This is a genomic window from Bacillus cereus group sp. BceL062, from assembly GCF_051780025.1.
Classification (GTDB): Bacteria; Bacillota; Bacilli; order Bacillales; family Bacillaceae_G; genus Bacillus_A; species Bacillus_A toyonensis.
In genome coordinates this window covers 104760-130467 of the sequence record NZ_JBPWGY010000012.1, presented here as the reverse complement: position 1 = coordinate 130467, position 25708 = coordinate 104760, and the positions used below count along the sequence as shown (strand labels likewise).

The following is a 25708-nucleotide window of genomic DNA, read 5'->3' as shown; positions in this document are numbered from 1 at the left end:
TAGTATCTCATTGTTTTGGGGCACTTTTATATACGCTTTTTGAAATTTGTCCATTTGATAGTACTTCGCCGTTTTGTGTTACTTTTTTATACGTAACCGCTGTTATTTTATCATTAGTTCTACTAATTACTTGAGAAGAAACTTCAACATTTTTACCAGTATTTGTACCGAAAATACGTGTAGTAATACTACCTCCATTTGAAAATGCTTGAATATAAATATGATTACCTGTATTGTTTTTAAATTTTAAATCCGGACCATAGTCTGCCACTGCTGCATCTTGCCCAAGTGGTAAATAATTTACGGGCATAGAATGATTACTTCGAGAAACAATTCCTAAATCTGCCCTTAAAGCTGCGCTATATAAAGTACTACTGACTTGGCAAACGCCTCCGCCTGCACTTTGTATAACTTTACCTTGTGAATATACTGCGGCAGATTTATAACCATGTGCAGCATCAGTTACACCAACACGGCCATTAAAACTAAACGTTTCATCAGGTGCTACAATAACTCCACTTAAAGTATTAGCTGATTTATTTACGTTAAAGGATTGATTACCATTACGGCCAGCCATTGGAGTAGAGTACTCAGCAATTACTTCTTTAATCCCCATTTTCTGTATATCTTCTGTAGAACGTTCTGGTTTTATTAATGTAACCGGTAATGTAACATCTGATTTACCAGTAGTAATAGCTTCGTTTGTTAAATCGCGTAGTTTGCCTTTATCAATTTTTTCTCCGTTTTGACTTTGACTAACATTTACAGTAGAGCCTTCAATACTTAATTCTGCATTAACAGGATTTTTTAATGTTTCATTATATTTATCTTTTATAAAGGTTTCATAAGCTGTTGTATTTAATTGTGGTGTTAATTTATAGTCACGTTTTAATTCATCGTTTTCAGCTTGCTTCCGCATTTTGTAACGACTCATTACGTTTCCTTCTTGTTCTTTAAAGATTTTGTTTACAAGATCTTTCTCTTTATAATTTATACCTAAATCTTTCCATATGTAAGTTTGTTTATCATCTTGGAATATGTAGGTAAGGGATTTTTGATCTAATTCATTTATTTTTTGATTAATAATTGCTTGAATATCTGCTTTATTTTTTCCAGCAAGAGAAATACCTTCAAACGTAGTATTTGGTAATGCGGTGTTATTTAATTGATTATTTAATTTGGATACATATTGATATCCACCAATACCGCCTACACAAAGTAATATGCCCCCTGCAATTGCAGAACCGATCAGTATTTTACTTAGCTTCATTTATTTCCCCCCAGAAATTTGTGTATAAATATATGTATTACATTTTTTGTATAAAAATGATGAAAATAACAGTATGTAAGTTCTAGTATACTATTATTTCCACTGTGTGTGTAATGTTTTTATAAAAAATGTTACACTGTTGTAATAATTGTCTCTTTTTGTCACAATATGCATGAAAAATTTGTTGAAAATTATAATAAAAAGGCTGTCTAGAAAAATCTAGCAGCCTTTTTATTATAATTTTTTATGCTCATTTTTATTCGTAACACCGAGATGTTCTTGAAGTGTTGTCGATATATTATTGACGCTTTTTTCGTTTGGAACGTAATAATAAATACCATCTATATATTTATCTGTACCTTCCACTTGAAATTTGTCCATTTTTAAACTTGAATCCATTGAATTTTTTGCAATTGTCATCATATCATCAAAAGTTAAATTTGTTTTTAAATCATTATCGACAGCATCTAGTAGGCCACCGATTTTATTAATGGAATTAAGAGATAGTGCTTTTTCGGCAATAGCTTCTAAAACAAGTTGTTGTCGTTGACCACGCATATAATCGCTATCGATGTGACGAGTTCTAGCTAGTGCAAGTGCCTCTTCTCCGTTTAAATGTTGACGTCCTTTTTTAAGATGAATTGCATTTGCTTCGTCTTTACTATTTTGTTCTGTAAACTCAACAGGAACATCGACAGTAATACCGCCAAGGGAATCAACGATTTTGATAAAGGATTTAAAGTTAAATTTTACGTAGTAGTCAACAGGAACGTCTAAAAAGTTCTCTACTGTATCAATCGTGCTGTCTACACCGCCGAATACGTGTGCATGTGTAATTTTATCGTATTTATCACGTGACTTAATGTAGACGCGTGAGTCACGTGGAATGCTTACAAGTTTAACGGATTTGTCGTTTTTATTAATTGTTGCAAGTAATAGCGCATCCGTACGAGTTGCTTTTCCATAATTTTTTTCTCTAATATCACTTTCATCAACACCCATAATAAGTACGGAAATGTTATCAGTCATAGGTTTAACTGCTTTTTCACGTTTGTTGGATTTATCTCCTCGACCTAGTTCAGAATAAGCGTTATTTAAAATGGATTTTGCTTTACTGTATATATGGAAGGAGTAACCTCCTGCTCCAAGTGCTACAATTAGTAATGGAATAAGAAGGAACCAAAGTAGGCGTTTTTTCTTTGAGCGTCCTTTTTTGGCTCGCATATTGTTGTTTGTGTCGGATTTCATCATTTTTTCTCCTTTAAAACTATCAAAGTGTATACATCTAGGTGTATTAAAACACATAAAAAATATTTTACGCTAAATAAAAGCGATTGTACATGTATAAAAAATAGATGTCTTGATTATTTATCCCGCATTAACGGGCAGTAAAACTCCCACCTCAAAGTCCAGCGAATGCAAGGAAGTTAGGTGGGAGTTAACTGCCCGTAAAAGCCCGATTGGTGAAGGCTAATACTCAGAGGGGGATAGTCCCCTCTGAGTAAAGTTTCACTTTATAAGACACCTATTCGTTATTGTATACAAAAGATAGGGATAAGAAAATGATAAAATTTTACCTAATTACAACATAATACTTACGATAATTGCAGATAAAATACTAACGAGAGTAGCTCCATATAGTAATTTAAGCCCAAACCTTGCCACAACATTTCCTTGGTCTTCGTTTAACCCTTTTACTGCACCGGAAATAATTCCAATAGAAGAAAAGTTGGCAAAAGAAACGAGGAAAACAGAAATGATACCAACTGTACGGGGAGAAAGGCTATTGGAAATTTTACTAAGATCCATCATTGCTACAAATTCATTCGTTACAAGCTTCGTTGCCATAATGCTACCAGCTGCGACAATTTCAGAACTTGGTACACCGATAAGAAATGCAATAGGTGCAAATACGTAGCCGATTAATTGCTGAAAAGTGATGCCGAATATAATGAGGAATAGGTCATTAATGCAGCTAATCAATGCTACGAATCCGATGAGCATGGCGCCAACGACAATGGCTACCCGGAAACCATCAAGAATATATTCGCCAAGCATTTCAAAGAAACTTTGCTTTTCACCTTTTATTTCCAAAATATCTTCTTCATCTTTAACGTCGTAAGGGTTAATGATGAGTATGATAATAAAACCGCTAAATAAATTGAGAACGAGTGCGGTTACTACATATTTAGGTTCAATCATCGTCATATAGGCACCTACGATAGACATAGATACTGTTGACATGGCTGATGCACAAAGTGTATAAAGACGGTGTTTTGGAATTTGTGCTAATTGCTTTTTTACCGTAATAAAAACTTCTGATTGGCCGACAATAGCGGAAGCGATGGCATTGTAAGATTCTAATTTCCCAAGACCATTTATCTTGCTAAGAAAGAAACCAATCCAATGAATAAAAAATGGTAGTATTTTGAAATGTTGTAATATACCAATTAAGACGGAAATAAAGACAATCGGTAATAATACAGTAAGGAAAAATGACATCTCACCTTTATTTGCAAGACCGCCAAACACAAAGTTTATACCATCAGCAGCATACTCGAGTAGCTTTGTGAAAAGGCTGGAAATGAACCGAATAAGTATGAGACCAATTTCTGTATTTAATAATAAATAGGTTAAAATTAACTGTATAATAAGCATGATGAAAATAGGTTTGAATTTAATGTGTTTCTTATTATTGCTAGCAATATAAGCAAGGAAGAAAACGACGATAAGTCCGACAAAAAAAGTGATAAATTTCATAGTAAGCCCCCTAAAAGAGATGTTCTGCTATATATGTTTTTCATTTCAAGGGAGAATATGCATCTTTGGTAAAGAAAGGAATAGAGAAATCATGAATATATGTAAAGTGCATCACGTTGCAATTATTTGTTCGAATTATGAAGTGTCAAAAAATTTTTATACTATAATATTAGGTTTTAAAGTTATAAATGAAGTATATAGAAAGGAACGCGATTCTTATAAGTTGGATTTATGTGTAGGAGAAGAGTATCAAATAGAATTATTTTCATTTCCAAGTCCGCCTGAGCGCCCAAGTTTTCCAGAAGCAGCTGGCCTTAGACATTTAGCATTTGCAGTTATAAATATAGAAGAAGCTGTGACGCATTTAAATCAATGTGGTGTTGAGACGGAATCGATACGTATTGATGAAATAACGGGGAAGAAATTCGTCTTTTTCCAAGATCCTGACGGTTTACCTTTAGAATTATATGAGGTTTGAAAATTGGTGAATTTTATATAGGGTTGCTTTCTAATAATTGAAGAAACTAAAGTGAAACTTCTTTTTAAAAGGAGGTGTAACTTTAGCTAAGAAAGCTAAAGGACATATGTGGATATTTTAAAATTATTGATGGTAGCCATTCTTATTGCATTAACAGCTTTTTTTGTGGCTGTTGAGTTTGCAATTATTAAGGTGCGTAGCAGTCGCATTGATCAACTCGTTACTGAAAAACGACGAGGTGCATTGGCTGCTAAAAAAGTAACTGCAAATTTAGATGAGTATTTATCAGCATGTCAGTTAGGTATTACGATTACTGCATTAGGGCTCGGGTGGTTAGGAGAGCCAACTATAAAACATTTACTCGAGCCATTGTTCTTAAAGTTACAATTATCTCCTGCAATTGCTAGTACAATTTCATTTATTATTGCCTTTGCGGTGATTACATTTTTACATGTTGTTATTGGGGAACTTGCCCCAAAAACATTAGCTATACAAAGGTCAGAGCAAGTTAGCTTATTATTATCGAAGCCACTTATTTATTTTTACCGAGTTATGTATCCGTTTATTTGGGCCTTAAATGGTTCGGCAAGGCTTGTAACAGGTTTATTTGGATTACATCCAGCTTCTGAACATGAAGTAGCTCATTCAGAAGAAGAATTAAGGTTAATCTTATCGGAGAGCTATGAGAGCGGAGAGATTAATCAAAGGGAATTTAAATACGTAAATAATATTTTTGAATTCGATAATAGAGTAGCAAAGGAAATTATGGTACCTCGTACGGAAGTTGTAGGATTATATGAGGACGAGCCGTTTGAAACGCATATTACAGTAATTGCGCAAGAAAAATATACGAGATATCCTGTATTTGGTGAAGATAAAGATGAGATTATTGGAATGGTTAATGTAAAAGATTTATTTATTCGTTATATGGATGGTAATCGAGAGGAAGAGTGCTCGATTACACCATATACAAGGCCAGTTATTGAAGTATTAGAAAATATCCCAATTCATGATTTGCTATTACAAATGCAAAGAAGGCGAATTCCGTTAGCTGTATTATATGATGAATATGGTGGTACAGCAGGCATTGTCACGCTAGAAGATATTTTAGAAGAAATTGTTGGAGAAATTCGAGATGAATACGATGAAGATGAACACCCGCCTATCGAACACATAAGCGAAGGATGTAAAATTGTAGAGGGAAAAGTGCTTATTAGTGAAGTAAATGATTTATTTGGCATACATTTGGTTGCAGATGATGTAGATACAATTGGTGGTTGGATCATGGTACAAAAACAAGTCGTTGCTGAAGGGGATGTTATTGAGAAACATGGCTTTTATTTTAAAGTCCTTGAAAAGGATATGCATCAAATTAAACGAGTGGAGATAAAGAAAGTAGAAGAATGATTTTCTATAAACTTTAATAAAAAGGATATATAGAAAATTAAATGTTTGCGCTTTCAAAAGAGGTACTATATAGTGAAGGTGGATACTGAAAAATTCTTCTGAATAATACTCGTATTTTAAGATGGCGGATTTTTTAGATAAGGATTTAGAATGAAAAAAGTATAGGTGATGCAAATGATAGCAACGAAGGATATACGTATAGAAAAAGATTTTTTAGGTGAAAAGGAAGTACCAAGTGTAGCTTATTATGGTGTACAAACATTACGTGCCGTAGAAAACTTTCCAATTACAGGATATCGCATTCATCCGTCACTCATTACGGCAATGGCAATTGTGAAAAAGGCGGCGGCACTTGCGAATATGGATACCGGTTATTTAGCTAAAGATATTGGGCAAGAAATTGCGGAAGCAGCACAAGAAATTGTTGATGGAAAGTTCCATGATCAATTTATTGTGGATCCAATTCAAGGCGGTGCTGGAACTTCCATTAATATGAATACAAATGAAGTAATTGCGAATAGAGCATTAGAACGTATGGGATACAAAAAAGGTGAGTATGCGAAAATTAGCCCAAACACGCATGTGAACATGGCTCAGTCAACAAATGATGCGTTTCCAACGGGAATTCATATTGCAACTCTTATGATGTTAGAAGAGCTTCTTATTACAATGGAAGAACTTCATGCTGCTTTCCGTACAAAAGCAAAAGAGTTCGATCACGTCATTAAAATGGGACGCACACATTTGCAAGATGCAGTGCCAATTCGCCTTGGACAAGAATTTGAAGCGTATAGCCGCGTGCTTGCGCGTGATATAAAAAGAATTAAACAGTCTCGTCAACATTTATATGAAGTGAATATGGGGGCGACAGCTGTTGGTACGGGATTAAATGCAAATCCTACGTACATTGAACAAGTGGTAAAACATTTACGAACATTTAGCGGATTCCCACTTGTCGGCGCAGAGCATTTAGTTGATGCAACGCAAAACACAGACGCATACACAGAAGTATCTGCGGCATTAAAAGTATGTATGATGAATATGTCTAAAATTGCAAACGATCTTCGTATTATGGCGTCTGGGCCACGTGTCGGATTAGCAGAGATTCAATTGCCTGCACGCCAACCAGGTTCATCTATTATGCCAGGTAAAGTAAATCCAGTTATGGCAGAAGTAATTAATCAAGTTGCTTTTCAAGTAATTGGTAATGATCATACAATTTGCTTGGCATCAGAAGCAGGACAATTAGAATTAAACGTAATGGAGCCTGTGCTTGTATTTAATTTAATTCAATCTATTAGTATTATGAATAACGGATTCCGTGTATTCCGTGAATACTGTATTAAAGGAATTACAGCAAATGAAGAATTGCTGAAGCAATATGTTGAGAAAAGTGTTGGAATTATTACAGCAGTTAACCCTCACATTGGTTATGAAGCAGCATCTCGTATTGCACGTGAAGCAATTGAAACAGGAAAATCTGTTAGGGAGTTATGTTTAGAACATGGCGTACTGACAGAAGAAGAATTGGATATTATTTTAGATCCATTCGAAATGACTCACCCTGAAATTGCTGGAGCTTCTTTATTAAAGGATAAAGTGAAACTTTAATCAGTGGGGAGCATCCCACGTTAATGCGAGATAAAAAAATGTAATGTAAAAAACACCGATCCATTTGGATCGGTGTTTTATTTTTTAAAAGATATTAAATACAGCGTTTAATTGAAGTAAGCTAATAACTGCTAAGAAGATTAAGCTATATTTCATTGCTGTTTTAAATAGAGCAGACTCTTTACCAACTAGTCCAACTGCCGCACAAGCAACTGCTACAGATTGTGGTGAAACCATTTTCGCCATTGTACCACCTACTACGTTTAATGCAACGAGTGTAGAAGGAACGATGTTTAATTGATCTGCAGTTACTGCTTGAAGCGGTGCGAATAATGAACCACTTGATACTACTGATCCTGTAATGAATACGCCAATCCATCCTAAGATTGGAGAAAGAACTGGGAATGCATTACCAGTAGAAGAGAATGCAAGTCCAAGTGTAGATGACATACCAGAGTAGTTCTCTACGTAAGCTAAAGCGATAACGCTACAAATTGTATATACTGGAGCTTTTAATTCTTTAATTGTTTCAACGATTAGTTCTTTAATCATTTTACCTTTTACGCGGTAAACGATAAGTGACACGATAATTGCTAATACGATTGCAGTAGTTGTAGATGAGAATACATCAAATTTGAAAACAGCTGCGAAAGGTGTATCAGCTTTTGTAATTGGTGTAGTTTTCATAACCATATTATGAAGACCAGGGAATTGAATGTTAAATACTAAGTTTGCTAGTGCACCATCCGGAGCAAATAACGCTTTAATCGGTTTTAAATTAAAGATTGTTACGAATGCAGTTAAGAATACGAATGGAGACCAAGCATATAAAATTTGATTGAATGTATGAGATTCTTTTTCTTCTTGTTTTTCTTCTGTAGCAGAAGATTTTGGCTGCCAAACACGTAAGAATAATGCAAGAGAGATCATACTTACAACGGCTGCGAAAATATTAGTAAGTTCTGCACCTAAGAAGTAAGTTACAAGGAACTGAGTAACTGCGAAAGAAACACCACTTACAAGAATACCTTGCCAAGTTTCTTTAATACCTTTAATTCCATCGACCATGGAAACAAGTAAGAAAGGTAAAATAATGCTAATGAATGGTAAAATAAGAACAGTTTGACGACCTATAGTTAATGCATCAAGTTCAGTTAATTGTGCTGGTACAGTAACTGGAATACCCATAGCCCCCATAGCACCACCAGCGATGTTAGCTACTAAACAAATACCTGCTGCTTTTAATGGGTTAAATCCCATACCTACAAGTAATGCAGCTGTAATAGCAACTGGAACCCCTAGACCAGCTGCGCCTTCTAAGAAAGCACCGAAAGAATAAGCGATTAATAATACTTGTAAACGTTGATCATTTGTAATGCTGGAAATACTATCGCGAATGATGTTGAATTGCTCTGTTTTAACAGTTAATTTGTAAAGGAAAATTGCTGCGATAACGATAGTACAAATTGGATAAAATCCAGATAAAACACCGAATCCGGCAGATGCTACAGCTACAGTTGCTGGCATTTTATAAACAAATATAGCAAGAATAATAGCGACAATCACACTGTAAAGACCAGCGATATAACTTTTCATTTTGAGTCCCATTAAACAAATGATGAAGCAGAAAATTGGAAGTGCTGCGATTAGTGCAGATAACCAAATGTTGTTTAATGGGTCATAAATTTGTGTCCAAGTACTCATAATAATGACAACTCCTATCTATTATATGTGAAGAAATTCACATTATTTGTGAAATAATTCACAATCAACTTACATGCTTAGTATATTCTCCTTCAACACTATTGTCAACGTAAAAAAGTATAATTATTCCATAATAGTGTTAAAAGAAAGCTTTGTTCATAAAGTAGACAAAAAGCGCACTTAAATGTATTTGAGTGCTTTTTTTAAAGTGAAACTTTATTCAGTGAGTATTTTGTTCATATGTCATTGTCCCAATAGGTGTATAGTAGATGCCGTCTTTTGTATCGAATATAAAGTTTGATATATTGCACATATCTGTCCTGTTTGATCTAGTGGAGGAAGGAGTGGTTTATTTCATTATGAGGTTTTGAATAACATTCCAGCCAAATGTAATATGAATAAAAAATAAGAAGCAAATTCTTAATACTAGAGCATCTCTTTTTACTGAAAATTCCTTTTAGTGTAACAAAGAGGTTAAGTATACTCCAACTACTTTACGGAAGTTTATCAATTATAGACGGTATTTTACAATATCATTACTTTGCGTTTCAATGAGGTGAAAATATAACAAAAAGCCTGATAAAACAACGTTTGCAAGCAAAGTATTTGTAGCCCTTTGTTTTGCTTTTTCGTTATATCATATAGTATAATATTCAAAATCAGTAAGGATTTTTTCCTGAATTCTATGCTGATCAAGGTGGAAAAAATTTTCAGCGTTATAGGTTGATAAAGTTATGTCGTAACAGGAAATATAAGAACAGATATATAAATAAATAAAAAGAAAATAAAAACGAAAATGAGGGGAACTTTATGAGCCAAAATCAATTCGAATGTCGTATTTCAGAAGAAGATGTACAAATGTTAAGAGCGTTAGCGCATCCGTTGCGTCTACGCCTAGTAATGGAACTAATGCAACGTGGAACGTGTAATGTAACACAACTACAGGAAGTATTAGAAATTCCGCAATCAACGGTTTCACAACATTTAACGAAGTTAAAGCAAAATAAGGTAGTACGCTTTGAGAGACGAGGATTAGAAGTGTATTATCAAATCCATAATGATAAAGTAAGTGCAGTAGTAAAAACATTATTTTCTTAAAATTTGAATATTATGGAAAAAGACGTGTGGAATATACGTCTTTTTTTATTTGTCAGAAAGGTAGCGATAGAGTAAATATTAACATGTGAGGAAGAAATGACTATCAATCAACATGCTGCCTTACGGAATATATTCTAAAAGGAAAAGAAAAAATACAAAGGAGTGTAGTAAGCAAAAGGAGGGATAGTAGTATGGATGTGCAACGTGTGAAACAAATCTTATCTTCTTCAAGTAGAATTGACGTTACATATGAGGGCGTACCAGTATGGATTGAGAGCTGTGATGAGCAGAAGGGGAGTGCCCAAGTGTATGACGTATCTAATCCTGGTGAGAGCGTTCATGTGGACGTGACGGCTTTAGAGGAAAAATAATAAAAAAGACGCTTCTAATTTTAGAAGCGTCTTTTTGTTATTCCATCATATGTGCAATTTTCTTAGAGAACATAAGAAGTACTAATCCTAGTACGATTACGATAACACCGATGCTTGCAAATACTTCTAAATATCCTAAAGATTGAGTGAAAGCAGCTAATTGTCCTGCTAATAAGTTTGCAAAGCCAGTACCAGCTAACCATACACCCATTAATAATGATGCTAATTTAACAGGAGCGATTGCACTTACCATAGATAATCCAATTGGTGATAAGAATAGTTCACCGATTGTGTGGAACATGTAAGTGAATACAATGAATAGTAAGTTTGCTTTCATTGTAATGTTACCTTCATCGCTACCAGTTTTTAGAACAGCTAAAGTTAAAACTAAGTACCCGACTCCTAGTAAAATCATACCAAAAGCCATTTTTGTAGGGATTTTTAAATCACCATTTTTTGTTTTTGAAAGTTTAATCCATAATGCAGAAACTGGTAATGCTAATAAGATAATGAATAATGGGTTTACAGATTGGAACCAAGGTGTTGGAATTGTAAATCCACCAATTGTACGATCTACGAACTTATCTGTGTAAAGTGTTAAAGAACTACCAGCTTGTTCAAATCCTGCCCAGAAGAATACAACGAAACAAGTTAAAATTAAAATTGCAACAGTACGTTTTTTCTCTTGTGGTGTTAAAGGTTTTTTCTCAACAGCTTTTGCATTTTGTTCTTTAGATTTTTTACCCACAACTGTTGTTCCAGCTGATCCCAAGTAACGAGGTGCTAATAAGTTAAATGCAATCTGCCCAATAATCATACCGATACAAGCTGTTAAGAAACCGTATCTGTAATCTGCGAAGTAACCGCAAATGAATGGAGCGATAAGAGCTCCTAAGTTGATTCCCATGTAGAAGATAGTGAAGGCACTATCACGACGAGAATCGTTGTCGCTATATAATTGACCTAATAAAGTCGAAATATTTGGTTTGAAGAATCCGTTACCGATAACTAATAATCCTAATCCTAAAAATAGTCCAGTTTTCGTATTCATTGAAAATAGTACGAAGTTACCAATCGCCATAATGATACCGCCAATAGTAATGGCGTGTCGTTTCGTAATGAAATGGTCAGTTAACCAGCCACCAATAATAGGTGTGAAATATACAAGCATTGTGAAAATACCGTAAATTTGAACTGCAACTGCTTTATCAAAGCCTAAACCGCCGCTTACTAAGCTCGTTGTTAAATAAAGAACTAATAAGCCACGCATTCCGTAATAACTAAATCTTTCCCATGCTTCTGTAAAGAACAACAAGTATAACCCTGGTGGATGTTTTTTTGGTGATTGTTGCTCTCCAGCTTTGTCTAATTTTAAAGCTGCATCCATTTTTGTTTCCCCCTAATCCTGTATAACGGATATTTATGTAATCATTTTAATTTACAAAATATTTAGAAGTCAATAGAATTATATGGAAATAGAAAGAAAATTTCTAAAAAAGTTCTATTTTCTTCAACCGTTATTGTATTTTGCCCTGAAAACTCGATAATAAGCGTTTTCAAATGTAGTAATTGAATTCTAAACGAATTTAAAATAGTGATTAATCAGAAAATTTAGATTAAAATATTTATTCTGATATAGAGAAAATATATTCTATTTACTTTTATAATATAACATATTGGGAATAAAAATACAAAATGAAATAATGTGACACTTCAGTGAAATGAAAAAACCAGCTCCATAAAAGAGGGGAGCTGGTTAGAATAAATTTATTTAACGAAGCGTTTTTCAATGTCGTCTAGTAGCAAGTTAGCAGCCATTACACCGCCAGCTGTATTCCAAATAACGTCGTCAACTTTGTATGCTTTTCCGTTCTTTACTGCATTTAAGTTTTTAAATAGAGGATCGTTTATATATTCTTTTTCTAGTTCAGAACCTTTTTTCTCATTGCCTTTATCGAATGTGAAGTAGAATAATACATCGCCATCCATTGCCGAAATACGTTCTTTAGATACGTTACGCTCTGCAAAATCATCTTTATTTTGATCACCAGGACGTTTAAATCCAAGTTCTTTTAAAATAACACCAGAGAATGTATCACCGTGATAAATACGAACATCACCAGGCATAAAGCGTACCATAGAAATTTCTTGATTTACTTTATCACCAAGTTTGCCTTTTAAATCTTTCATACGTGTTTCGTAATCAGCTAAAACCTTTTGGCCTTCTTTTTCTTTATTTAATGCTTTTGCATAAAATTTGAAGTTGTCTTTCCATTCACCACGTAACGTTTCTGAGAACACAGTAGGTGCAATTGCTTTTAGTTGTTCGTACACTTTTTCGTGGCGCATTTTGTTACCAATAATTAAGTCCGGTTTTAAAGAAGCAATTGTTTCAACGTTAACTTGTCCTTCATCACCAACAACTTTTACATCTTTCATTTTATCCTTAATATGTGGATACCATGGGTCACCAGTCCAAGACTTTACAGCACCAACTGGTTTCACACCTAATTCAAGTAAAGCTTCAGTTCCTTCATTTGTTAAGATAACTACACGTTTTGGATTAGCAGGAACTTCTGTTTTACCCATTGCATGTTCTACAGTAACCACTTCTTTTTTATTATCTTCTTTTGTAGATTCTTCTTTGTTATTTGATTTTCCACAAGCACTTAAAAGCATTGAAAATGCTAGTAAAAATACAAATACTGTAAACGATTTCTTCCGCATGAAATTCATTATGTACCCCCTACATGTTGAGAATATTTTTCAATAGCAAGCATGATATTAAGCCTTTATCTTTTGATTGTCAATACATATGGCTGAAAATAATTCTCATTTCCGTTGACAATGAGAATTAAGTTGAAATACACTAACAACGTATCATTATACATTGAAGGGGAAACGCTGCATGTTATTAAAAACAAATCGAGCAAAATGGATTGGATTATTTGTTGGAATCATTGCAGTCGTTATTTGTATTTGGGGAAGTATTATTTTTGGATATACAAATACGAGTTGGAAACTAGCATTGGATGCTTTTTTCCATTTTAATGGTTCCAATGAACATATTATTATTCAAAATGTACGTCTGCCTAGGGCGTTAATTGCAGCTAGTGTTGGTGCTAGTTTAGCCATTGCAGGCTGTCTTATGCAAACTTTAACTAAGAATCCACTTGCTTCACCAGATTTTATTGGATTAAATTCAGGCGCTGCGTTCTTCATAGTTGTAGCAATTGTTATCTTTTCCGTGACGTCATTATCGGCTTTCACGTGGATTGCCTTTTTAGGAGCGGCAATTGCAGCTGTACTTGTATTTGCTTCTAGTTCTTTAGGAAAAGAAGGGACGACTCCTCTTAAGTTAACATTAGCAGGTGTCGCGATAAGTGCTTTATTTTCATCATTAACACAAGGGTTGCTTGTTTTGAATGAAAAGGCAATGGAAGAAGTATTGTTTTGGCTTGCCGGATCTGTACAAGGAAGAAAAATAGAAATTTTACAATCTGTATTTCCGTATTTATTAGTAGGATGGATTGCCTCTCTTATGATGGCAGGGAAAGTAAATACATTGATGATGGGAGAAGATGTTGCAAAAGGTCTCGGACAACGAACAATTTTAATGAAATCATTCGTACTACTCATTATTGTATTGTTGTCGGGTGGTTCAGTTGCGGTTGCTGGCCCAATAGGATTTATAGGAATTGTAACTCCGCATTTTGCCAGATTTCTTGTTGGAGTTGACCACAGATGGAGAGTGCCCTATAGCGGATTGTTAGGTGCAATACTATTAATCTTAGCGGATATAGCCGCAAGATATGTCATTATGCCACAAGAAGTACCAGTAGGGGTTATGACAGCATTTATCGGGGCCCCATTCTTTATTTATATTGCACGTAAGAGAGGGCTTAGCAAATGAAGAAGTATATCCCGTTTCGTATAGGAAAAGATGGATTCTCGTTTTTAATGTATAAACGAGCTAGTCTCGTCTTGGTGAGTTTATTAGTAATTTTAATAGGATTATTTTTTGCAAGTGCAGGTATGGGAGATATGAAGATTGCTCCTTATGACGTATGGCAAGCGATTACTGGAAATGGCGATGCGATGTCAAATATGGTTGTAAATAAGTTTCGTATGCCGCGTATTTTAATTGCGATCCTTGTAGGAATTGCACTTGCTGTAGCAGGTTGTATTTTACAAGGGCTCGTTAGAAATCCGCTTGCTTCCCCTGATATCATTGGAATTACAGGTGGTGCAAGCGTAGCAGTTGTACTCTTTTTAGCTATATTTAGTGATAAAAACAATGCGCTAACAGTAAGCATTCATTATATGCCGCTCGCAGCTTTTGCTGGAGCGACGATTGTAGCGCTTTTTGTATATTTATTTGCATGGAAAAATGATGGCTTATCACCGATTAGTCTTGTTTTAATTGGTGTTGGATTTTGGGCGTTAACGAAAGCGGCAACAACGTTATTTATGTTATTAGCACCAATTTATCAAGCGAGCCAAGCAAATGTATGGATTACAGGTACTGTTTACGGCTCTTCATGGCAAAATGTGATGGTACTTGCGCCTTGGGTTCTCATTTTAACGGTAATATCCTTTATCGCTGCTAGACATTTAAATGCACAAGAGCTAGGGGATGATATAGCGGTAGGACTTGGTGTTCCTTTAACGAAGTCGCGTGTATTTATGTTATTACTTAGTACAGCTTTAATTGGTGGGGCGGTTGCCTTTGCCGGAGGGATTGGGTTTGTTGGTTTAATGGCACCTCATATTTCGCGAAGATTAGTTGGTTCTTTATACGGTGCATTACTCCCAGTTGCAGCTATTGTCGGTGCAATTTTAGTACTCGCTGCGGATTTAATTGGGCGCACAATTTTCACACCACTTGAAATTCCAGCAGGGGTATTTACATCAGCAATTGGTGCACCTTATTTTATTTATTTACTTTATAAAAGTCGGAATTCATAAAGGGAGATGAATATGCAAAAAGCATTGGAGACAAAACGTTTGACGCTGTCCTATGGTGAAACAATTATTATCGAGGAGTTGGATTTAGAAATTCCAAAAGGTGAAATTACAATCTTCATCGGTTCTAACGGTTGTGGAAAATCAACTTTATTACGTTCACTAGCTAGATTATTAAAGCCAACAAATGGTAATATTTTGTTAGATAATCAAGCGTTACAAAGTATGCAAACGAAGCAAATTGCTCGTCAAATGGCAATCTTACCGCAAGGACCCCAAGCACCAGAAGGGCTTACAGTATTGCAACTTGTAAAGCAAGGACGTTATCCATATCAAACTTGGTTAAAGCAATGGTCAGAAAAAGACGAGGAAATGGTACAGAAGGCACTTGCAGCAACAGGTATGACAGAATTTGCTGAACGGGATGTGCATGCTCTTTCAGGTGGGCAACGTCAACGTGCTTGGATTGCAATGACGCTTGCACAAGATACAGACATTATTTTACTAGATGAGCCAACTACATATTTAGATATGACTCACCAAATTGAAGTGCTAGATTTATTATTTGAATTAAATGAAACAGAGCAACGAACAATTGTTATGGTATTACACGATTTGAATTTGGCATGTCGTTATGCAGACAACATTGTAGCTATTCAAGATAAACGAATATATGCACAAGGTAAACCAGAAGAAGTTATTGACCAGAAGTTAGTTCGGGATGTATTCCGTATGGAGTGTCAAATCAGTACGGATCCGTTGTTTGGAACACCACTATGTATCCCGCACGGAAGAGGAAGACGATTAGTTAAAGAAGTTGCTCAAGCAATGAGATAACGAAAAAAGACGATGGGGATTCATCGTCTTTTTATTTTTTGCAAGAAAATAATAGAAAGAGGGGAATTCGTAAACGTCGTTCATATTCCTCTTCACTTTGAAAATAGGTTTGATTTGGTGTAGCTTCTTTTAGATTTATAATGGTAAATCCGGCTTGCTGTAATAATGTGAAATACTCTTCCGTTGTACGATGATATTTAATAACTTCTTGGTCAATCCATGGTTCAACCCGTTTACCTAGTTTAAAATAATCATCGACGAACCAGTTCGTTCTTTTACCACTCGTTTGCAAGCTTTCAAATGAAGAGGTAATAACAGGATGTTGAACGCTAAAGATGAAGGTTCCATTTGTTTTTAAAGTTTTGTACACATTTTGAAAAATGATATGAAGATGTTCAATATAATGTAAAGCGAGTCTAGATGTGACTAAATCAAAAGTAGATGGGGAGTATGTATAATCTTTGAGGTTTATCAAATGAACAGATCCATTTTTATTTTCTAGTTGTTTTTTAGCTTTTTCATACATAAGCTGAGAGCCTTCAATGCCAGTGTAAGAGTGGCATCCGTTTTCTAATAATTCCTCGCCAAACTTAGCATCGCCACAACCTAAATCGAGAATTTGTTTCCCTTTTACATCACCAATGAGTTGAAAGAATGCTGGCTTTTCAATGGATTCATTGGGGCTATTTTCGCGGTATCTTCGTTTCATATATTGCTCAAAAAAAGCTTCGTTATTATATACATCAGATTCTGTAAATGCCATGTTTGAAGCCTCCCTAAATATTTTTTTAATTCTATCAAATATGGAATGTAAATGATAGATTTCTTGTAATGAATCATATATAATTAAAATTTGTAAGCGGTTTCTTTAAACTATTTTTCTATAATAAATTCTGAAAACGTGTTAAGCTAGTAGAGGGATTATTAGAACTATTAAGACAATAATCCGCTTACATGAACGATGGGAGGCTTCACGATGTCTAGTATAACACTTGCGAAATTTTTAGAAGAAAATTTAGAGGATTTAAAATCAAAGGGGCTTTATAACGTAATTGATCCGCTTGAAAGTCCAAATGGACCGATTATTACAATTGGCGGCAAAGAATATATTAACTTATCTTCAAACAACTATCTTGGATTAGCGACTGATAATCGCTTACAAGAAGCAGCGATTGGTGCAATTCATAAGTACGGTGTTGGAGCAGGAGCTGTTCGTACAATTAACGGTACTTTAGATTTGCATATTAAATTAGAAGAAACAATTGCAAAGTTTAAACATACAGAAGCAGCAATTGCTTATCAATCAGGATTTAATTGTAATATGGCAGCGATTTCAGCTGTTATGGATAAAAATGATGCGATTCTTTCAGATGAATTAAATCATGCATCTATTATTGATGGTAGTCGTCTATCAAGAGCGAAAATCATCGTTTATAAACATTCTGATATGGAAGATTTACGCCAAAAAGCAATCGCGGCGAAAGAATCAGGTCTTTACAATAAATTAATGGTTATTACAGACGGTGTTTTCTCAATGGATGGAGATATTGCAAAATTACCAGAAATTGTTGAGATTGCAGAAGAGCTAGATTTAATGACATATGTAGATGATGCACATGGTTCAGGGGTACTTGGAAAAGGTGCAGGTACTGTGAAGCACTTCGGTCTTTCTGATAGAGTTGATTTCCAAATTGGTACATTATCAAAAGCAATTGGGGTAATTGGTGGATATGTAGCAGGGAAACAAAACTTAATTGATTGGTTAAAAGTTCGTTCACGTCCATTCTTATTCTCTACAGCATTAACACCAGCTGATGCAGCAGCTTGCATGAGATCAATTGAAATCTTAATGGAAAGCACAGAGTTACACGATCGTTTATGGGAAAATGGTCGCTATTTAAAACAAGGGTTAAAAGAACTTGGCTTTAACATCGGAGAAAGTGAAACGCCAATTACACCTTGTATTATTGGTGATGAAGTATTAACACAAGAATTTAGTAGACGTCTAAATGAAGAAGGCGTATACGCAAAATCTATCGTGTTCCCAACTGTAGCTAAAGGAACAGGACGCGTTCGTAATATGCCTACAGCAGCTCATACGAAGGAAATGCTAGATGAAGCAATTCTTAAATATGAAAAAGTAGGGAAAGAAATGGGAATCATTTAAGTAACGACATCTTTTGAATAGCTTGCAAATGAGGAGTGGGGAAAATGAAAAAAATTCTAGTAACCGGTTCTTTAGGGCAAATTGGTTCTGAACTAGTAATGAAACTTCGTGATGTATACGGCGCATCAAACGTTATTGCAACAGATATTCGTGAAACAGATAGTGAAGTAGTAACGTCTGGTCCATTTGAAACGTTAGATGTAACAGATGGGCAAAAACTACATGATATTGCAAAGCGTAATGAAGTAGATACAATTATTCATTTAGCAGCTTTACTTTCAGCAACAGCAGAAAAAAATCCGTTATTTGCTTGGAATTTAAATATGGGTGGACTTGTAAATGCATTAGAAGCAGCTCGTGAATTAAACTGTAAGTTTTTCACGCCAAGTTCTATCGGTGCATTCGGTCCATCAACGCCGAAAGATAATACGCCACAAGATACAATTCAGCGTCCTACTACGATGTATGGGGTAAACAAAGTAGCAGGAGAATTACTATGTGATTATTATCATCAAAAGTTTGGCGTTGATACGCGCGGTGTACGTTTCCCAGGCTTAATTTCTTACGTAGCTCCTCCAGGAGGCGGAACAACTGACTATGCAGTTGAAATTTATTATGAGGCGATTAAAAAAGGTGCATACACCTCATACATTGCTGAAGGAACGTACATGGATATGATGTATATGCCAGATGCTTTACAAGCGATCATTTCATTAATGGAAGCTGATTCAAGTAAGCTAGTGCATAGAAATGCGTTCAACATTACAGCAATGAGCTTCGAGCCAGAGCAAATTGCAGCATCAATTCGTAAACACATTCCGACGTTTACAATGGATTACGCAGTAGATCCAGCTCGTCAAACAATCGCTGATAGCTGGCCAAACTCTATTGATGCAACAGCAGCAATGAAAGAGTGGGGCTTTAAAGCAGAATACGATTTAGACAAAATGACAACGGACATGTTGGCTAAGTTAAAAAAAAAGCTCACAGCTGAGTTAGTGATGAATTAATAGGAAGGGTCGATTCTTAGGAATCGGCTCTTCATTCTTTTTGAGAGGGTGAAAATAACATGCAAAGAGTTGATGTCGTATATGCACTAATACATGACGAAGAAACAGATAAAATATTAATGGTACATAATGTAGAACAAAACGTTTGGTCATTGCCAGGCGGGGCTGTTGAAAAGGGTGAAACGTTAGAGGAAGCTCTAGTAAGGGAAGTAAAAGAAGAGACAGGTTTAAATGCTATGGCAGGTGGACTTGTTGCAATCAATGAAAAATTCTTTGAAGAATCCGGGAATCACGCACTACTTTTTACATTTCGAGCGAAAGTACTAACGGGCGAGGTACATGCAGAAGATGAGGGAGAAATTTCTGCGATAGAGTGGGTGGAGCGAACAATCGCAAATGAACGATTCCCATTCTACGATGGAGGATTCGAGTCATTGTTAGAAGTAGCTATTCCATACAAGTTTCAACCAGAAAAAAAGTAATTGAACGAGAAAAAGGAGCCAAAAGGCTCCTTTTTTCTATTCAATCGTCTTCAGTAATAGTTTTTTCAGCAATGGTTTAATCTTCAATCGTAAATCTTCAGCATGATTTGCAACTAAGAAGTGATGATTATAAATGTTTTTCATTAATTGATAAGTCGCTTCTTTCGCTTCGCCTTCTTCGATGAAGATACCGATTACTTCCATACCACTTTTACGAGCGAGTTTCACAGCTTCATGCGTATCTAAAATTCCGTCTTGTTGATAGTCTAGGGCAGAAGGTTCACCGTCTGTGAAGACTAATAGAAATTTATGTTTTTCTGGTCTTTTCGCAAGCTTTTCAGAAACGATACGAATAATATATCCGTCGCGGTTATCTTCTTCTTCACGAAGTTGCATAATTTCTGGACCAATGTTTGGTAACGTTGAGTTTTTGTAATTTACAACCTCATGGATAACGTTCGGTTTATCTTCAGGTTTAGCACTAGAAGCATCTTCCCAAAATCCGCTAATAGCGTGCGGGATTTTTAAAGATTTCAACGCTTCATGGAATAAGACAACACTCTTCTTCGTTTCTTCCATTTTGTTATACATAGAACCAGAACAATCCACTAATAGTTGGAATGCAACGTCGAGCTCTTGCGATTCTTGTCCTTTTTTATAAAACATGCGCGGCTGCTTTTCAGTATAAATACGAAGGAATTTCTTCCGAAGTCTTCCGTAGTATTTATCACTATTTGCATTCGTTTTATTTTCAATCGTTTTTTCGATAATTTTCTTTAATTCTTTTACATCTTTATTAACGACTGATTTGATAGCTTGGTAATCTTTTTTCTCGTCAGGATTTGATTTGCGAGCTTCTTTAAATGTATGAGAGGCACCTACATTATACTTACCATATGCACCCTCGCTTTGGCTAGAAGCGTGTGAAGCTCTTGCTTCTTCTGTATCAGCACCATCAAAGTTGGATTGTGTACTTTTTTGAGAAGTACCTTGTACAGAACCAAGTGCTTGATCGCCATCTTCTGATTCACGAGCAGTATCACCCATCATGTTTGTTTTTGTTCCGCTTTCTAATTCAAAGCGTAAAAAGTTCTCGTTTTCGTTATTTTTATTTTCACGATGCCATGTGGAGAAGCTTTCATCCATTTTGTTTTTATTGTCATCGTCATCTATGAGCTGCGTATCATCATTTGCTAAATCTTCAACGCGGCAGTTCTTTTCATCTGCAATGACAGATAAATAAAGCGGAGCATGTCCGAAATAATTGTTAAGCATATCATTTTCAAGAAGCTCCTCTAAGCGGTAGCGAATTTTCTCAACGATATACATAATATCTTCGGTATTACGGGCTTGGAATGTCTCATGCAAAATTACTTCAATTTGCTCGAAATATTCATTAGTAAACATTTCATATTTATCGCTCGTTAATGAAAGGTAACATAGACAAAATAGACGATCACCGTGATAGTTACGAACGCGGTTTATTTCATTTTGTGAGCCGAAGTAATTGCGGTACATTTCTTTTCGGCGTTTAAAAATATGTTTCGTGCCAGGTCGTAAGTTTTTTACGATTTCCTCGACACGTAAATCTTCTAATAGAACAAATAATTGTGTTAAGAACTTCTTTAGGGGCGATTCTTGTAATTCAATCGCGTAAGAACGAATTAAAGCCATGTCCGAGTAATGTTTATTACCAAGTGCTTTTAAGAACACTTCGCTTTTTAATCCGATTACTGTATCTTCTTCTTTTCGATCATCCCAAAAGTGACTAATGACAACCTTTTTTTCAATTTCGTCGTAGTATGCTTTATAGCCATATTCAAGATAGGCATCGTCTTCTTTTAGAAGGGCATACATTAAGTTTTCCATTTGTAGAAACAGCGACGCATCAATTTTTTTGTCACTAAAAATTTGTCTCATGAATTATCCCTCAAAGAAATAACTTTCTGCTAATTCACGGACAGTCATTTGTTCTGTTTCATCATTTAATTTCGCAATAATGCTTCGCTCAATAGCGCGCATAACAGGAATATATACACCTAAATCGCATGCGTCGATAATACCACGAATACTTGCTGCTTCTTCACTTACACGCCCATCACGAGCTAAAGGCATAAGGTCGCTTGCAAATGCAACGAACTTTTCAATTGTTGCAACATCATTTAATTTTGATTCAGATAGTAATAGTTCTTTTAATGTGTCACCTTGAATATAAGGAACTTCAATAATAACAAAACGGTTTTTTAATGCTTCGTTTAGTTCACTTGTCCCAACATAACCTTCGTTAATCGCAGCAATTACGCGATATTCGTCATCACCGTATACAACTTCTTGTGTAAATGGGTTTGTAATCATTTTACGGTAATCTAGTGCACCGTGAAGAAGTGGTAACGTTTCAGGTTTTGCCATATTGATTTCATCAATATATAGGAAGTGACCGTTTTTCATTGCTTTCATAAGAGGACCGTTAACGAACGTAACTTCAGATGCTCCGTCTTTCGTTTGTAATGTGTTGTATCCTAAAATACCTTCCACATCTAAATCGACAGAACAGTTAATGCTATGCATTGGTTTTTGGAATAAAGAAGAAAGAGTTTCCGCTAGTACCGTTTTACCACTACCAGTTGGTCCTTTTAATAGAATATTTTTGCCAAGAAGAAGTGCCGTAATAGCATCTTCGATAATGCTGTTATCAGATGCTTTATATATTTTAGTACCGATTAAATGAGCATTTTCACCAGTTTCTTGTTTATTCTTTTCATGAATTGTAGAAAGCTGCTGTTTTAAATCAGAATGTATATGAAATTGTTCTAACATGTATTTCCCACCTAACATTATTTTCATAAAGTAATACATCTTATGATAACTTGTTTTAATATGGTATGCAAAGAAAAGGAGAAGGGGGAAATATAAAAGAAAAAGCAATCAATATCACATTGATTGCTTATAGTAAAGGAGAAATCAGTCGCATAAAGGACTCTAATATTCTTTTTTTGATACTTCTTTTTTGGAATGAGTTCCATTTAATTTCAGTAGAGTGTTTAAAGTCTTCTTCAAAATCGCGTTTAATATCATGAACGGTTTCTGATTCATAGAGTACGCTAATAATTTCATAATTTAATTCAAAGCTACGTACATCCATATTTGCTGTTCCGATTGTTGCAATTTTATCGTCAACGAGTACAATCTTTGCGTGCATAAATCCATCTTTATAACTGTAAATAGAAGCACCGGCTTTTAAAAGTGGAGTGAAATAAGATTGAGATGCTTGATCACTAATAATACTATCACTCTTACCAGGATATAAAATGCGTACATCTATGCCAGATATTGCACTTAAGCGTAATAATGTTAAAGTTTCTTGATCCGGAATAAAGTATGGTGTAGCGATCCAAATAGATTTTTTGGCTGAGCCCATAACAGCTAGTAATGTATTACGAATGCTTTTATCATCTGAGCTTGGTCCACTTGCTACAATTTGCACCGCACCTGTTGCATCCAGAATTTCTTTTCCTGGGAAGTATTGTCTATTCATAAATTGATCCCAAGAATAAGTATTCAATCCACTAGACGCATAAAGCCAATCTTCTAGAAAGATGGCTTGTAATTTATACAATGCTTTTCCTTCTATTTTTAAATGACTATCACGCCAAACAGGGAATTTTTTTGAGCGACCAAGATATTCATCACCTACGTTAAGCCCTCCGGTAAAACCAATTTCTCCATCTACAATGACGATTTTACGATGATTCCGATAATTAACTGTCTCCAGTAACCAAGCTGAAAAAATAGGGTCAAATTCGACAATTTCAATTCCAGCTTTTTTCATAGGTTGTAAAAATCGTCGTCTTAACGTATTACTTCCGAGTCCATCATAAAGGAAGCGTACAATAACACCCTCGTTTGCCTTTTGTATTAAAGCATCTCGTACTTTTGTACCAATCTCATCAGATTTATAAATATAGTATTGAATATGTATGTGATGTTTTGCATTCTCGATTGCTTGCAAAATTTCTGAAAAGGTTTGATCGCCGTTTGTTAAAAGTTTTGTCGTCGTTCTATCTGCGGCAGGCCCGCCTCCAAATTTTTGTACGACTTCTGTTAAATGTATGGAACGTTCATGTAATGGGACTGTGAGTGATAATTCTAGTCGTCTTCCTTCTAATATTTCGCGGAATAATTTTCTTTGTTCTTCTGAACGATGGAGATGTTTTTTTCTTCTCCAACGGCTACGCCCGAAAATAGAGTATAAAAGTACACCTACAACGGGAAGAAGTGCTAATACTAAAAACCAAGCTAAAGTACTTTGGGGAGATCTATTTTCTATAAAAATAACGAATGAAATGCCTACGATTGTGATGGACCATAGAGCACCGACAAACGTATATAACGAAATAACCGATGTATTTAATAGGAAAAGAACGATAGATACGATTGTAAATATTAATAATAATTGAACGATAGGTTTCTTCATTTCTATATAATTCCTCTAATCTTTCTTAAATATAGACTTCTTAAATAGAAGATATAATCTGACATCCTTATTATAAAGTGTTTTGTTTTTTTTACAAAATATAGACATTTGTCCTATACTTTCCGCATTTGTCCTACATACAGTATATTGTTACGTTGTTATCCCGCTATTTGCTGGGTAGTAAAAATCCCATCTCAAAATTCGATGAGTGCAAGGAAGTTAGGCGGGAAATGATTGTCCATAAATGCCCGATTGATTTGGGCTAATAATCAGTGGGGGAGGGACAAAGCCCGCGCCGATTAAAATTTCACTTTATATAGCAAAAGGGATGAATAAAATGTATGGTCGTCCAATTGGAGGATTTGGTCATGGCGGATATGGTTATCCATATTACTCGAATTATGCTTATTATCCAGATTACCAACAAGATCCGTATTATTCATACAATATTAAAGTGAGGAAATTGAAAGGGAGAGGTGAATAATGAATTATATAGAAAATAACGGAGTGTATTATCGCAATCATAATGGAGGACACCATCATAATGGAGGACACCATCATAATGGAGGACACAACCATTATGATCATCACCATCATCATCACGGTGGTGGATGGGGCTGGGGTGGAGGCGGCTCATGGGGCGGCGGATTTTTCCCAGGAAGTTTTGCGGGAGGTATGTTAGGTGGGCTTACAGCAGGTGCATTAACGGGTGCAGCAAGTGGAGGTTATTATCCAGCACCGTATCCAGTAACATATCCAGCACCATATCCAGTTCCATACCCAGGTTATCAGCAAATACCATATCAGTATTAAACAAAAAAGAGGTTATCCTCTTTTTTGTTTAATACTATATTTATTTATGAAATACTTCCAAAATAAAGGTAAAAATATGTTAATATTTTATTATTGTAATTCAAAAACATATATACCAATTTAAACTTTTATATTATTATTCGTGAATAGTTATATAGTATGTTCTAATGTCTATTTTGCTATTAAAAAGCATAGAGGTTAGACGCGAGTGGAATGAGTAGGAAACAAGGGTTGCATAGAGCAAGTTAAAGGAATGCGGTA

At 35.2% G+C, this 25708-nt stretch carries 23 protein-coding genes; 13 read left to right on the top strand and 10 right to left on the bottom strand.

Translation table 11 applies throughout. The annotated features are described in order from the left end of the window. Window positions 1–7: 7 nt before the first annotated feature. The 3 genes from ACS2MN_RS24375 to ACS2MN_RS24365 all read right to left on the bottom strand — a co-directional run bounded on the left by ACS2MN_RS24375 (window position 8) and on the right by ACS2MN_RS24365 (window position 4030). Window positions 8–1270, bottom strand: a complete 1263-nt coding sequence (locus tag ACS2MN_RS24375; RefSeq protein WP_000777339.1) for a VanW family protein — start codon at window positions 1268–1270, stop codon at window positions 8–10. A 234-nt stretch (window positions 1271–1504) separates the two neighbouring features. After that, window positions 1505–2521 (bottom strand): LCP family protein, encoded by a 1017-nt coding sequence (locus ACS2MN_RS24370; RefSeq protein WP_002105716.1) that lies wholly within the window; start codon window positions 2519–2521, stop codon window positions 1505–1507. A gap of 330 nt (window positions 2522–2851) precedes the next feature. Further along, complete coding sequence (locus ACS2MN_RS24365) at window positions 2852–4030, bottom strand: NupC/NupG family nucleoside CNT transporter (RefSeq protein WP_000668851.1); 1179 nt, start codon at window positions 4028–4030, stop codon at window positions 2852–2854. A 91-nt stretch (window positions 4031–4121) separates the two neighbouring features. On the opposite strand from ACS2MN_RS24365, the gene gloA2 reads away from it, so the two are divergent. From gloA2 to aspA, 3 genes are all read left to right on the top strand, one after another. Continuing rightward, the gene (gloA2, locus tag ACS2MN_RS24360; RefSeq protein WP_001017660.1) at window positions 4122–4508 is read left to right on the top strand and encodes an SMU1112c/YaeR family gloxylase I-like metalloprotein; all 387 of its coding nucleotides are present in this window, start codon (window positions 4122–4124) and stop codon (window positions 4506–4508) included. 108 nt (window positions 4509–4616) lie between these two features. Next, a complete protein-coding gene (locus ACS2MN_RS24355; protein WP_000353290.1) occupies window positions 4617–5915 on the top strand; it encodes a hemolysin family protein in 1299 nt (432 codons plus the stop codon). 174 nt (window positions 5916–6089) lie between these two features. Next, the gene (gene aspA, locus ACS2MN_RS24350; RefSeq protein ID WP_000562165.1) at window positions 6090–7526 is read left to right on the top strand and encodes an aspartate ammonia-lyase; all 1437 of its coding nucleotides are present in this window, start codon (window positions 6090–6092) and stop codon (window positions 7524–7526) included. An 84-nt stretch (window positions 7527–7610) separates the two neighbouring features. Here aspA and ACS2MN_RS24345 read toward each other — a convergent pair whose 3' ends face one another. Then, on the bottom strand, window positions 7611–9230 hold the full coding sequence (locus ACS2MN_RS24345) for an L-lactate permease (protein ID WP_000109119.1): 1620 nt from the start codon (window positions 9228–9230) through the stop codon (window positions 7611–7613). A gap of 810 nt (window positions 9231–10040) precedes the next feature. On the opposite strand from ACS2MN_RS24345, the gene ACS2MN_RS24340 reads away from it, so the two are divergent. Together ACS2MN_RS24340 and ACS2MN_RS24335 are read left to right on the top strand one after the other, a co-directional pair. After that, entirely contained in the window at window positions 10041–10328 is a 288-nt protein-coding gene (locus tag ACS2MN_RS24340) for an ArsR/SmtB family transcription factor (protein WP_000081428.1), read from the top strand. Window positions 10329–10519: 191 nt separating this feature from the next. After that, window positions 10520–10699 carry an acid-soluble spore protein H gene (locus ACS2MN_RS24335; RefSeq protein WP_000383125.1) on the top strand — a complete coding sequence of 60 codons (180 nt, stop codon included), beginning with the start codon at window positions 10520–10522 and terminating at the stop codon, window positions 10697–10699. Window positions 10700–10736: 37 nt separating this feature from the next. Here the strand turns inward: ACS2MN_RS24335 and ACS2MN_RS24330 are convergent, their stop codons facing one another. Beyond that, on the bottom strand, window positions 10737–12086 hold the full coding sequence (locus ACS2MN_RS24330) for a peptide MFS transporter (RefSeq protein WP_000338302.1): 1350 nt from the start codon (window positions 12084–12086) through the stop codon (window positions 10737–10739). Between the two features lie 380 nt (window positions 12087–12466). Continuing rightward, window positions 12467–13435 carry an ABC transporter substrate-binding protein gene (locus ACS2MN_RS24325; protein ID WP_001010273.1) on the bottom strand — a complete coding sequence of 323 codons (969 nt, stop codon included), beginning with the start codon at window positions 13433–13435 and terminating at the stop codon, window positions 12467–12469. A 172-nt stretch (window positions 13436–13607) separates the two neighbouring features. Between ACS2MN_RS24325 and ACS2MN_RS24320 the strand changes: the two genes are divergently transcribed. From ACS2MN_RS24320 to ACS2MN_RS24310, 3 genes are read left to right on the top strand one after another with little or no spacing between them, the layout of a single operon-like run. Continuing rightward, the gene (locus tag ACS2MN_RS24320) at window positions 13608–14612 is read left to right on the top strand and encodes a FecCD family ABC transporter permease (RefSeq protein ID WP_000925228.1); all 1005 of its coding nucleotides are present in this window, start codon (window positions 13608–13610) and stop codon (window positions 14610–14612) included. Beyond that, on the top strand, window positions 14609–15667 hold the full coding sequence (locus ACS2MN_RS24315) for a FecCD family ABC transporter permease (RefSeq protein WP_000760041.1): 1059 nt from the start codon (window positions 14609–14611) through the stop codon (window positions 15665–15667). The genes ACS2MN_RS24320 and ACS2MN_RS24315 overlap by 4 nt, the downstream gene beginning before the upstream one ends. 12 nt (window positions 15668–15679) lie before the next feature. Then, a complete protein-coding gene (locus tag ACS2MN_RS24310; RefSeq protein WP_001167971.1) occupies window positions 15680–16501 on the top strand; it encodes an ABC transporter ATP-binding protein in 822 nt (273 codons plus the stop codon). A gap of 31 nt (window positions 16502–16532) precedes the next feature. On the opposite strand, the gene ACS2MN_RS24305 is transcribed toward ACS2MN_RS24310, so the two are convergent. Beyond that, the gene (locus ACS2MN_RS24305; protein ID WP_000885936.1) at window positions 16533–17264 is read right to left on the bottom strand and encodes a class I SAM-dependent methyltransferase; all 732 of its coding nucleotides are present in this window, start codon (window positions 17262–17264) and stop codon (window positions 16533–16535) included. A gap of 213 nt (window positions 17265–17477) precedes the next feature. Between ACS2MN_RS24305 and ACS2MN_RS24300 the strand changes: the two genes are divergently transcribed. From ACS2MN_RS24300 to ACS2MN_RS24290, 3 genes are read left to right on the top strand one after another with little or no spacing between them, the layout of a single operon-like run. Continuing rightward, the gene (locus ACS2MN_RS24300; protein ID WP_438894781.1) at window positions 17478–18668 is read left to right on the top strand and encodes a glycine C-acetyltransferase; all 1191 of its coding nucleotides are present in this window, start codon (window positions 17478–17480) and stop codon (window positions 18666–18668) included. A 44-nt stretch (window positions 18669–18712) separates the two neighbouring features. After that, window positions 18713–19678 carry an L-threonine 3-dehydrogenase gene (locus ACS2MN_RS24295; RefSeq protein WP_000723133.1) on the top strand — a complete coding sequence of 322 codons (966 nt, stop codon included), beginning with the start codon at window positions 18713–18715 and terminating at the stop codon, window positions 19676–19678. Between the two features lie 59 nt (window positions 19679–19737). Then, window positions 19738–20160: an NUDIX hydrolase gene (locus ACS2MN_RS24290; RefSeq protein ID WP_001189949.1), complete on the top strand. Its 423-nt coding sequence runs from the start codon at window positions 19738–19740 to the stop codon at window positions 20158–20160. Between the two features lie 36 nt (window positions 20161–20196). On the opposite strand, the gene ACS2MN_RS24285 is transcribed toward ACS2MN_RS24290, so the two are convergent. The 3 genes from ACS2MN_RS24285 to ACS2MN_RS24275 all read right to left on the bottom strand — a co-directional run bounded on the left by ACS2MN_RS24285 (window position 20197) and on the right by ACS2MN_RS24275 (window position 24634). Then, complete coding sequence (locus tag ACS2MN_RS24285; RefSeq protein ID WP_088055938.1) at window positions 20197–22080, bottom strand: vWA domain-containing protein; 1884 nt, start codon at window positions 22078–22080, stop codon at window positions 20197–20199. A gap of 3 nt (window positions 22081–22083) precedes the next feature. Further along, window positions 22084–22977 (bottom strand): ATP-binding protein, encoded by an 894-nt coding sequence (locus tag ACS2MN_RS24280; RefSeq protein WP_000892993.1) that lies wholly within the window; start codon window positions 22975–22977, stop codon window positions 22084–22086. A gap of 127 nt (window positions 22978–23104) precedes the next feature. Beyond that, window positions 23105–24634 carry a cardiolipin synthase gene (locus tag ACS2MN_RS24275; RefSeq protein WP_000743022.1) on the bottom strand — a complete coding sequence of 510 codons (1530 nt, stop codon included), beginning with the start codon at window positions 24632–24634 and terminating at the stop codon, window positions 23105–23107. A 337-nt stretch (window positions 24635–24971) separates the two neighbouring features. On the opposite strand from ACS2MN_RS24275, the gene ACS2MN_RS24270 reads away from it, so the two are divergent. Together ACS2MN_RS24270 and ACS2MN_RS24265 are read left to right on the top strand one after the other, a co-directional pair. Further along, a complete protein-coding gene (locus tag ACS2MN_RS24270) occupies window positions 24972–25118 on the top strand; it encodes a hypothetical protein (protein WP_000274355.1) in 147 nt (48 codons plus the stop codon). Beyond that, window positions 25118–25447, top strand: coding sequence for a cobalt transporter (locus tag ACS2MN_RS24265; protein ID WP_224993552.1), 330 nt, complete (start codon window positions 25118–25120; stop codon window positions 25445–25447). Before ACS2MN_RS24270 ends, ACS2MN_RS24265 begins: the two co-directional genes overlap by 1 nt. Window positions 25448–25708 lie beyond the last annotated feature (261 nt).